Genomic DNA, 7,877 nt, shown 5'->3' with positions numbered 1-7,877 from the left:
TGATACAATAGACTGTGCTCATGATTCTTCTCCGTTTCTGTTTATTATAGTGATTAACATTATAACAGAGAAGCTCTCATGAGCATTATTTATTTAATTGTGTTTCATTTAATTTTACAACTCGCCTGTTACTGGTTGAATGAGTTATAGTTTAACTTCAAAAGTTTTGCAGCAAAACATTAAAAAAACACCCAAATTCCATCCGACTCTGCCTGTGAGGAACGTGCTATAATAATGACACGAGCATGAGGTATAGATAAATCAATGGGTTCGAAGTTCTATCCTAATAAATAGTAGAAAATATATCTTGACTAGTCCCTAAGGGGATAGCTTATAGTTAATTTAGGAGGTGTTTACTGTGAAAATAAATGAAGTATGTAATGTTACTAGATTAACGAAAAAAGCTATTGAATACTATCAACAAAAAGGAATTATTAATCCTAAACTTGATGAAAGTGGTTATCGGAAATTTAATGAATCTGAGATTGAAAGATTAAAACAAGTAAGTGTATTTAGGTCATTAGGCTTATCAGTGTCTGATATTAAAAAGATTTTAGGTTCAAAATTTTCTAAAGAAGAATTGAGAAAATGTATTATTAGAAAACAACTAGAAAATGAATTATCTAATAAACAAACCCAATTACTAGAAAAACTTTTAGATAGTAAAAATATTGAAAAAATTAATGCAGAAATCATAGAATTAAATAAAAAGAAATCTATAAAAGAAAGACTTTTGGAAGTATTTCCAGGATTTTATGGTAGATTTTTTGTAAGTCATTTTAGTAGGTTTTTGGAAGGACCTATAAAAACAGAAGAACAGGAGGAAGCATATAAAACAATTATTAATTTTCTAGATAAAGTTGATCCTCCAAAAATTTCAGATGAAATTATGAGCCAGTTTGAAGAGGCCATGGACTTTTGGACAGATGATAGAATTGCCGAAGTAGAGGATAAGAGACAACAAAGTATAGAAAATCCTGAAAAGTTTTTAGATGATTACTCAAAGATAATAAGAGAATATCAAGATTTTAAAGAGTCTGAAGAATATTTATCTTCTCCTCATGGGGAAGTAATGGAAATAATCAAATCATTTGGTAAGACTAGCGGTTATAATGATATATTTATTCCTGCTATGAGAAAATTATCTCCATCCTACAAAAAGTATTACCAGAATCTATTAAAGACCAATGAGGTATTTTTAGAAAAATTTCCAGATTTCAAGTGAAATTTTTATTGAAATCTAATTAATTAAGGCTATTAAAACAAAGAATCATTTTATTGAATATGGTGGAGTTTTTAAGACATCAGAGCTTAATGACTTAAGCTTTTCCAGCCGTCAAATAAAGAAGTTTATAAAATAGTAAATTTGATATAAATTATCTTATCAATTGATTAATTTTCAATGTGGAAAAATAATTTCACCAAGCACAAAAAGCATAACAAAAAGGCCTATTACAGAAGCTAGAAAAACAAAAACTGACCGCTCCTTGCTTTTCATGATACTAGTTAGTCCTGTAATAAAAGATGCTATACCCGCAATTCCTGCGATAAATATTGGAATAGTAAGCACTAAATTATCAAAAATTGTGGCATCGCCTCGCTGGCCTGTAGCAACAAGAAATTGAAACAGCGCAAATAACAAAAAAAATACGATAATCAATCCAACTGACCATTTACCTAAACGAGTTTGGGGAATAAAACTAATTTTCATATCTCCCATCTCCTTTTAATAATAGTGTTGCGAATGCAAAAGAAGATTTATTTATCTTACTTCTAATCAATAGACAATGTATAGATTTTCCTTCAACCCTATAATCAGAAATGATATTACCGTTTTCATCTACCGTATAATCATAGATTTCAAATCCATTTGCTTCAAAATTTAGGGCTTCAATTTCAATTACTGGCTCTTCTACACTACTTTGATAAGATGTTAAAATTTAATAATATTAATAACAAACTAGCTATAATAAATAGGTTTTTAAATCTTTTCATAATACTTTTACACTGATGTTCAACTTACTTCTTACTATTTACAATTCAAAGATACAAACGAAACGTCCCCACGTCACATTCAATGATCAAGCAGATTATAACGGTCAATTGCACTGTCAACTATTGAGTATACCAGCCCTTGGTAACCCATACCTGCGGCTTCTGCCATCTTAACTATATCACTATAACCTCTCTCTAAACCAGGTGATGAATTCATCTCCAGCACATAAGGTATACCATTTTTTAATCTAATATCTACTCTACCATAATCCCTTACATTTAAGATAGCATAAGCTTTCTTTGCTGTTTGTCTAATAGTTTCTTCAAGCTCATCATCCAGAATAGCGGGACATATATCTTCCGATTCATGTCCGTCATAATGACATTTAAGTTCAAAGCTGCTGAATTTTGGCAGGTGATCCGGGATGCTGTCATAGCTGATCTCCAGTATAGGCAGTACCTCAACATTATCCCTATTGCCTAAAATGCCTACTGTGAATTCTCTGCCGTCTACATATTCATTTATCATAATAGGCGGGTTATAGACTGCTAACTCCTCTTTTACCTTGCTCTTTAACGATTTCATATCATATACCAAACTGTCCTGATGTATCCCCCTGCTGGAACACTCCTCAGCAGGCTTTATGATTACCGGAAACTCAATATCTGCTTCTCTTAACTGAGCTAAATCCTGCTCTTTATAGATTGATAAAAAACCAGGTGTTTTTACACCTTTACTCTCAAGTATCTCCGACGAAACTGCCTTGTTAAAGGATAGAGTGTGACCTAATATAGAAGAGCCTGTATACGGTATGCCAAAAAACTCTAGTATTGCAGGCACTTGAGCCATTCTACTCTGCCCTCGAATGCCCTCACATAAATTAAATACCAAGTCTATGTGTTCCCTTTGTAATCTTAGTACAAAATTTTTATCAGCTGTCACCACAGTGCATTTAAACTTCTTAGATAGAACCTCTTGTACATCCCGTACAATTTGTTGATTTTGTAAATCCCCCAACTCTCCTTCCTCACCTTGCCAATAAACCTTCCTAGGTTTATCTGCTAATATTGCTATATTCATTTTTTTACCTACCTCCCTAAGCTAATTGCTTTAAATAACTACCATATATTATATCATATGGATAATTTTTTATAGTATAGAGGCATAGTATAGAGGCAGGAAAAAGGGGACGGTTACTTCTTTCCCCAGAATATTCCATCAGATTTGTTTCTGCTCAATCTTTTTATTCCATTATTTATCTATCATTTCTTTCATCTCTTAATCTATTATTCTAACCCTATATATTCATCTTTACTATCTTATCTTTAGTAATATAAACCGATTTCCCTTATCTTCCTGGCCGTCCCTGCCTCTCAACATGCCCTTTCTCTGCTTTTTTAATATTACATCATAGAACTAGGGTAATACCATATTTTAGTATAAAAAAGGCACCGTCCCTTTTTTGTTTTTCTCAATCGACTCAAAAAACCTCCCCAAATTTTCTGGTAATTGATATGCTTCTTTATCAGCTCTATCATTCATCCGTACTTTCTTATCACTATATATTTCACGAAGAATGGCATCAATAATCATTGCTTTTGGTGGAACATTATATTCTTTTCCCTTATACACCCATACTCGACAATCAACTTCATCGCCACATAAATCTCCACAAGATTCACATAGAGATTCCTTGACATCCATTTGTATGTCTTCTCCATTTACTCGTATAGTAGGTGAACTAATAAATCTATATTGTTTTGCCATTTCTTTACTATCAATATGGATTTTGTTCACAGCTACTTCTATCCCTGTCAATTGAAGTATCTTTGCCACATCTGCAATGGCCTCTTCAAGCCCTGCATCTGTTCCCTGACATCGTGTGCAAGTGTTTAGATCTAAATATAAAAAATCAATTATTATTTCATTTTTCTCTTCGGTTTGACTCTGTTTTACATCTTCACAGCATTTCGTACCACATATACAGTTATTATTTTGTGGCTGACAACAATCCATGAATGTTACCCCCTCTAAAATCAATAAATCGGGTTGAATTCCTACTAGGTTTTCCTTATAAATACTTCTTTATTTCTTCCACTGTTGGAACTTTTCCTGCAATTTTAATCTGTTCATCTACCACCAAAGCAGGCATTCTCATCACACCATATGCTGCAATGTCCTTAAAATTTTGCACTTTTTCAATTGTGGCTTCAATTCCCAATTCTTTAACAGCCTCTTTAACATTAGCCTCTAATTTTCTACAATTCGCACATCCTGAACCTAAAACTTTAATTACCATAATTATCCTCCTTAATTGATTAATTTATTTATATGAAAATATATGAAAAAGCATTAAATAGATATCCAATAATTATAATTCCTACTGATACAATGGATACAAAGATTGCTAGAAGTTTAGGTTTTACTACTTTACTAAGCATTATTATAGAAGGAAGTGACAAGGCAGTTACTGCCATCATAAAGGATAATATTGTCCCTATTCCTACTCCTTTTGTAAATAAAGCCTCTGCTATTGGCAGTGTACCAAATATATCAGCATACATCGGAATACCAACTACTGTAGCCATTAAAACTGCAAATGGATTATTTTCTCCAATCACATTTTCTATAACTGATTGAGGAATCCAATTGTGAATTGCCGCTCCTACCCCCACCCCAACTAATACATATAACCATACCTTATGGATAATATCCTTAACTTGTTCTTTTGAATAAGAAATTCTTTCATCATGACTCATTTCTATAAAATCAGTATCTACATTCTCTATCTCTCTAATATATCCCTCTACATATTTTTCAAGCCCCAACTTTTCAATTAAAGTACCTCCGACAACAGCAAGAATAAGGCCTACAACTACATAGGATATGGCAATTTTGGCACCGAAAAATGACATTAAAAGCATTAATGATGCTAAATCTACCATTGGTGAAGAAATCAAGAAAGAGAAAGTTACACCTAAAGGTAGTCCAGCCGAAGTAAATCCTATAAAAATCGGTATACTGGAGCAACTACAAAATGGTGTGATAGTCCCAAGTAGTGCGCCAAGTACGTTTCCTTTTATACCCTTTATTCTACCGAGTATTTTTTTAGTCCTTTCTGGTGGAAAATAACTTTGGATATAAGATACAATAAAAATTAATACCGATAATAAAATAAAAATTTTAATAGTATCATAGATAAAAAAGTGAATACTTCCGCCTATTCTATCATTAATCGACAAGCCAAATATTCTCTCCACAAGAAGCCTTATAAGTTCTGAAAGCCATTTCATTTTTAATAGTTGGTCATTTAACCAGCCAAATAACATTGTTAGTATATTCATATAATTCCCCCCCTATTTTCTGCAACTACAAGATAACTTTCAATATCTCTTTTAAGTTTCAAATAATCGTCTATATTATGTTTTATCCCCTCCAGCATCTTCTTGCACACTTCCTGTTTAAGACTTAAAAGAAAAAGTGCACAGATTTTTCTCTCCACTAACATCTTTTTTATATTCATTAAATCTGTTTGTTTTTTACCCTCTGTATCAAATCCATTACTTTTTCTTTAATAATATTCCTTGTTTTTCTGTAATCCTCTATTTGTCTACCCGATGGGTCCTCAAGTCCCCAATCTTCTCTGTACCTGCATGGCAGATAAGGGCATATTACGTTACAACCCATAGTTATTAGAATATCTACTTCTTCTGGAATATCACTTAATAATTTTGGATGATACCCGCCCATATCTACCCCTTCTTCTTCCATTACCTGTACTGCCAGTGGTTTTACTTCAGGATAACTTTCTGTTCCCGCCGAATATGCTTCTAATACATCACTTCCCAATTTCTTTGCCCAACCTTCTGCCATTTGAGAACGACAGGAATTGTGAACACATACAAATGCCACCTTCTTTTTCATGTGTTTTATATTCCCCTTTCACCAGTTTGTTTAAACCAGTATCTTGTGTTATTGGCTATTCTAACAAGTGCAAACATACCAGGAACTTCAACCAGTATTCCCATGACTATTGCAAAAGCGGCTCCAGAATCCAATCCTAAAAGTGAAATGGCTACTGCGATAGCAAGTTCAAAGAAGTTACTTGCTCTAATCATTCCTGCAGGTGCTGCAATATCATTAGAACTTGCTTTTTATTTTCTCTTAATTGCTCACAAGTAAAGTCACTGCTTTTATATTTTCTAAGCCTTTCAACATCTTTTAGGCATTGTACATCTTTGTTAATTTTGTTTTTGAGAAATTCATACAGCATATTGTTTTCCTCAATAAATTCGCTATTTATTCTATAATAAACCCATTGTGACTTCTTATCACTAGTTATAATACCTGCACTTTTTAATTTGTTTAAATGTCTTGAAGCGTTAGATTGAGTCATCTCCAGCATCGTCTCTACTTCACATACACAAAGTTCTCCTCTTATTAACAGATTTAATATCCTAATCCTATTTTCGTCTCCTAATGCTTTAAATATTTCTATGAAATCCAATTCATCACCACCTATATGATTGTATTCGGATATACTCATATAATATTGCAGATTTATTTTTTTGTCAATAAGAATATTAGGGGGACGGTTACTTCTTTACCCAAAATATTCCACCAGATTTGTTTCTGCTCAATCTTTTTATTCCATTATTTATCTATCATTTCTTTCATCTCTTAATCGATTCTTCTATCCCTATATATTCATTTTTACTATGATTTTTATAAATTTATCTTTAGTAATATAAACTGATTCCCCTTATCTTCCTGGCCGTCCCTGCCTCTCAACATGCTCTTTCTCTGCTTTTTTAATATTACAGCATAGAGCTAGGATAATACCATATTTTAGTATAAAAAAGGCACCGTCCCTCTTTCACGCAATTTCAAAAAGATGTTTAATAATTGTAAAATATCTTTATACAATCTTGAGATTCATCCTTGTCTCTTATTTTTAACAATAATTCTTTTATAAATCCTCCTAATTCATAATGTTCAATTTGCTTTATATCAACCCATTCATATTCTTCTGACTCGTCATTTAGGATGACATCATTTGAATCTGTCTTACATAGATAATCAATGAAAATAAAATGTTTTTTCTCGTGAAACGTATCACTATATATACTCTCTTTCAAACCAATTAGCTTGATATCATATATATTTAATCCTGTCTCCTCCAATATCTCTCTTTTTAATGCTTTTTCCATTTTTTCTCCTAATTCAATATGCTCTCCGGGAATTACATATTTATTTCCCCATTTATGGGATTTGCAAAGCAGTATTTTCCCTTCGGGATTAAAAATAACAGCACTAACTGTCGGTTCAGGATATTTATTCATGATTTATATAGCACCTCTATTTCTATTTTAAGCCTTTATCGGTATTATACACTACTTTCATGCATACGAAATTAAGATTTATAGTCCACCAATTGTATAAGACAACATATTAAATCTTCTGAATACTGTTACTAAACAAGTTAAAAACAAAAATGGGGAAATAGTATATAAACACTTATAATAAGCTATTTTATTATTAGCAAACAAATATTTAGATTCAACTATAAATTTTGTGAAAATATACTATCCTTACTTCGCATTATTGTACCAATATGTAATATAAAAATAATGTGCAACACTATTTTTTAATAATATTGCACATTTTATTTCTACGCAAAAGAGGGACGGTTACTTTTTTAACCAAGATATCCCAACTATTTTGTTTCTACTCACCCTTTTTATTCCACTATTTTCTATCATTTCTTAATCTATTCTTCTAAGCCTATATATTAATTTTTGCTATGGCTTTTATAAATCTATCCTTAGAATATAAACCAATTTCGCTTACCTTCCTGACTGTGCTGACCTCTGAATATGCC

At 32.0% G+C, this 7,877-nt stretch carries 10 protein-coding genes and 1 pseudogene; 1 reads left to right on the top strand and 10 read right to left on the bottom strand.

Features of this window, described 5'->3' with window-relative positions:
• Positions 1 to 358 precede the first annotated feature (358 nt).
• A complete protein-coding gene (locus PHP06_09815) occupies positions 359 to 1,225 on the top strand; it encodes a MerR family transcriptional regulator (protein MDD3840847.1) in 867 nt (288 codons plus the stop codon).
• Positions 1,226 to 1,399: 174 nt separating this feature from the next.
• Here the strand turns inward: PHP06_09815 and PHP06_09810 are convergent, their stop codons facing one another.
• The 10 genes and pseudogenes from PHP06_09810 to PHP06_09765 all read right to left on the bottom strand — a co-directional run bounded on the left by PHP06_09810 (position 1,400) and on the right by PHP06_09765 (position 7,338).
• Positions 1,400 to 1,711 (bottom strand): hypothetical protein, encoded by a 312-nt coding sequence (locus PHP06_09810; protein ID MDD3840846.1) that lies wholly within the window; start codon positions 1,709 to 1,711, stop codon positions 1,400 to 1,402.
• A gap of 363 nt (positions 1,712 to 2,074) precedes the next feature.
• Positions 2,075 to 3,076: an ATP-grasp domain-containing protein gene (locus tag PHP06_09805; GenBank protein ID MDD3840845.1), complete on the bottom strand. Its 1,002-nt coding sequence runs from the start codon at positions 3,074 to 3,076 to the stop codon at positions 2,075 to 2,077.
• Between the two features lie 354 nt (positions 3,077 to 3,430).
• Positions 3,431 to 4,012 carry a DUF2703 domain-containing protein gene (locus PHP06_09800; GenBank protein MDD3840844.1) on the bottom strand — a complete coding sequence of 194 codons (582 nt, stop codon included), beginning with the start codon at positions 4,010 to 4,012 and terminating at the stop codon, positions 3,431 to 3,433.
• Positions 4,013 to 4,067: 55 nt separating this feature from the next.
• Positions 4,068 to 4,295 carry a thioredoxin family protein gene (locus PHP06_09795; GenBank protein ID MDD3840843.1) on the bottom strand — a complete coding sequence of 76 codons (228 nt, stop codon included), beginning with the start codon at positions 4,293 to 4,295 and terminating at the stop codon, positions 4,068 to 4,070.
• A gap of 28 nt (positions 4,296 to 4,323) precedes the next feature.
• Complete coding sequence (locus tag PHP06_09790) at positions 4,324 to 5,340, bottom strand: permease (GenBank protein ID MDD3840842.1); 1,017 nt, start codon at positions 5,338 to 5,340, stop codon at positions 4,324 to 4,326.
• Positions 5,337 to 5,504 (bottom strand): hypothetical protein, encoded by a 168-nt coding sequence (locus PHP06_09785; GenBank protein MDD3840841.1) that lies wholly within the window; start codon positions 5,502 to 5,504, stop codon positions 5,337 to 5,339. Before PHP06_09785 ends, PHP06_09790 begins: the two co-directional genes overlap by 4 nt.
• A 14-nt stretch (positions 5,505 to 5,518) precedes the next feature.
• Entirely contained in the window at positions 5,519 to 5,920 is a 402-nt protein-coding gene (locus PHP06_09780; GenBank protein MDD3840840.1) for an arsenate reductase ArsC, read from the bottom strand.
• Between the two features lie 5 nt (positions 5,921 to 5,925).
• Positions 5,926 to 6,138, bottom strand: a pseudogene (locus PHP06_09775) (arsenical-resistance protein).
• The gene (locus PHP06_09770; protein ID MDD3840839.1) at positions 6,111 to 6,503 is read right to left on the bottom strand and encodes a metalloregulator ArsR/SmtB family transcription factor; all 393 of its coding nucleotides are present in this window, start codon (positions 6,501 to 6,503) and stop codon (positions 6,111 to 6,113) included. The pseudogene PHP06_09775 and the gene PHP06_09770 overlap by 28 nt, the downstream one beginning before the upstream one ends.
• Positions 6,504 to 6,894: 391 nt before the next feature.
• Positions 6,895 to 7,338, bottom strand: a complete 444-nt coding sequence (locus PHP06_09765; protein ID MDD3840838.1) for an NUDIX domain-containing protein — start codon at positions 7,336 to 7,338, stop codon at positions 6,895 to 6,897.
• Positions 7,339 to 7,877: the final 539 nt, after the last annotated feature.

This window comes from Clostridia bacterium (assembly GCA_028698525.1).
GTDB lineage: Bacteria > Bacillota > Clostridia > JAQVDB01 > JAQVDB01 > JAQVDB01.
This window is presented reverse-complemented; position numbering and strand designations above follow the sequence as displayed.

Excerpts from the sequence above, each read along its gene's own strand:
- PHP06_09810 (MDD3840846.1), bottom strand. The coding sequence starts at position 1,711 with ATGAAAATTAGTTTTATTCCCCAAACTCGTTTAGGTAAATGGTCAGTT.
- PHP06_09805 (MDD3840845.1), bottom strand. The coding sequence starts at position 3,076 with ATGAATATAGCAATATTAGCAGATAAACCTAGGAAGGTTTATTGGCAA.
- PHP06_09800 (MDD3840844.1), bottom strand. The coding sequence starts at position 4,012 with ATGGATTGTTGTCAGCCACAAAATAATAACTGTATATGTGGTACGAAA.
- PHP06_09795 (MDD3840843.1), bottom strand. The coding sequence starts at position 4,295 with ATGGTAATTAAAGTTTTAGGTTCAGGATGTGCGAATTGTAGAAAATTA.
- PHP06_09790 (MDD3840842.1), bottom strand. The coding sequence starts at position 5,340 with ATGAATATACTAACAATGTTATTTGGCTGGTTAAATGACCAACTATTA.
- PHP06_09785 (MDD3840841.1), bottom strand. The coding sequence starts at position 5,504 with ATGTTAGTGGAGAGAAAAATCTGTGCACTTTTTCTTTTAAGTCTTAAA.
- PHP06_09780 (MDD3840840.1), bottom strand. The coding sequence starts at position 5,920 with ATGAAAAAGAAGGTGGCATTTGTATGTGTTCACAATTCCTGTCGTTCT.
- PHP06_09765 (MDD3840838.1), bottom strand. The coding sequence starts at position 7,338 with ATGAATAAATATCCTGAACCGACAGTTAGTGCTGTTATTTTTAATCCC.